Origin of the sequence: Burkholderia sp. Tr-862, from assembly GCF_011753085.1 — a bacterium.
Taxonomy (GTDB): Bacteria; Pseudomonadota; Gammaproteobacteria; order Burkholderiales; family Burkholderiaceae; genus Burkholderia; species Burkholderia ambifaria.
Window position 1 is genome coordinate 1 of sequence record NZ_VWWG01000357.1, and the last position, 1,798, is coordinate 1,798.

3 protein-coding genes are annotated in these 1,798 nt (G+C 69.7%); 1 reads left to right on the plus strand and 2 read right to left on the minus strand.

Going from position 1 to position 1,798, the window contains the following annotated elements; genetic code table 11:
* A partial coding sequence (locus tag F3J14_RS34810) for a 2-dehydropantoate 2-reductase (protein WP_166726740.1) occupies positions 1-691 on the plus strand: 691 nt, incomplete at its 5' end.
* 256 nt (positions 692-947) lie between these two features.
* Here the strand turns inward: F3J14_RS34810 and F3J14_RS34815 are convergent.
* Positions 948-1,397: a MarR family transcriptional regulator gene (locus tag F3J14_RS34815; RefSeq protein WP_166726741.1), complete on the minus strand. Its 450-nt coding sequence runs from the start codon at positions 1,395-1,397 to the stop codon at positions 948-950.
* A 62-nt stretch (positions 1,398-1,459) separates the two neighbouring features.
* A partial coding sequence (locus F3J14_RS34820; RefSeq protein WP_166726742.1) for a glycerate kinase occupies positions 1,460-1,798 on the minus strand: 339 nt, incomplete at its 5' end.

Consider the following 1,798-nt stretch of genomic DNA (forward strand, 5'->3'; position numbering starts at 1 on the left):
TACGGTGATCGTCGCCGCGATGAACGGGCTGCCGTGGTGGTTCACGCACGGGCTCGCGGGCCCGCTCGACGGCGTGCGGCTCGACGCGGTCGACCCGGACGGTGCGGTCTCGGCGGCGCTGCCGCCCGAGCAGGCGATCGGCTGCGTCGTGCACCTGTCGTCGAGTACCGATGCGCCGGGTGTCGTGCGCCGCGGCCGCGGCAACCGCCTGATCATCGGCTCGCCCGATGCGCGGCTCGACGCGCCGACCGCGCGATTCGCGGCGGCGCTCGCCGCGGGCGGCTTCGACGTCGAATCGACGCCGGCGATCCGCACCGAGATCTGGGCGAAGCTGTGGGGCAACATGAACATGAATCCGTTGAGCGCGCTTACGGGTTCGACCGCCGAGCAACTGCTCGACGATCCGTTCACGCGGGATCTCGCGTTGCGGATGATGGAGGAGGCGGCCGCGATCGGCGCGAAGCTTGGCCTCGATGCGGGGATGGGCGGGCCGGAGCGGATCGCCGTGACGCGCAAGCTCGGCGCGTTCAAGACGTCGATGCTGCAGGATTTCGAGGCCGGGCGACCGCTCGAGATCGGGCCGATCCTCGGCGTGTTCCCGGAACTGGGGCGCAAGCTCGACGTGCCGACGCCGTATTGCGACGCGGTGCTGGGGTTGCTGCGTCAGCGCGCGGCGAACAGCGGGCTATAGCGCAAGGGGAGCGCTGCGGCGATGGCGTGGCCTGATGAAGAACGAGCAGCCGTTCGATACGTGCCTGGCAGGGGAAACCGCGCCGCCCGTGCGCTCGCGCGATTCACGCGACTGGGCCGATCTGCGGTATTCGTCTGAATAAAGCGGCGCGCGCTGGATCGCTCGTGACGCCTCTGCGCGGCCAGCGTGGCGATTCCCGTGCATGTGCCACACATTCGCAACGCGCGTCGGGCACGCATCGCGCCGGCCGGGCGACTCACTCGTCGCGTTCGACCGCGTGCGCGACCACCTTGTCGAGCAGCCGCTCGAACGTCTGGCGCTCGTTGTCGGACAGGCATGCGAGCAAGCCTTCATTCCACTTGCGCACGATCGGCATGATCCGGCGATGCAGCGCGCGACCGTCGGTCGTCAGCGCGATCAGCACGATCCGGCCGTCGTCCTCGCTCGCGCTGCGCTCGAGCAGCCCCTGGCGCAGCAGCGCTTCCGCCGCGCGGCTCGCCTGGCTTTTGTCGAGATTGGTGTGGCGTGCGAGATCCATGATCGAAAACGGACCGAACGCGCCGACGGCGGCGATCACGCGCGCCTCGGGCAGCGAGATGTCCAGCTTGTGCCGGTACACGTCGGCGATCCCGCGGTCGGATCGCTTCGCGAGCGCATGGAGGCGATAGGTCAGAAACTGATCGAGCCCGGCTTGACGGCCTTTCATGTCGAATCCTGAAGAAAAAGGGCGGGCCCGATTGTTCCTGTATCGCGCGCTCGGGTCAACGGTCAGTGTGCGCCGTACTTCAGCCGTGTCAACTGCTCCGCTTCGTTCGCGAGCAGATTCGCCGCGTCGCGGATCGCGACGTCGAGCGTGATCGGCCCGGGTGCCGGCGAGAAGCAGCCGGCGAAGTGTTCGGACAGGCGCGGCAGCGCGGCCGGGTCGACGGCGCCCGACAGCAGCGACGCGGGAACGCCCGCGGCCTGCGCGTGACGGCAGGCGATGAACGGCGCCTTGCCGTGCAGCGTCTGCACGTCGGAGCGGCCTTCGCCGGTGATCAGCCAGTCGGCGCCGGCGAGCGCCGCGTAGAGCCCGACCTGCCGCGCGACGACTTCCGCGCCGGCTTC

Excerpts from the sequence above, each read along its gene's own strand:
- F3J14_RS34815 (WP_166726741.1), bottom strand. The coding sequence starts at position 1,397 with ATGAAAGGCCGTCAAGCCGGGCTCGATCAGTTTCTGACCTATCGCCTC.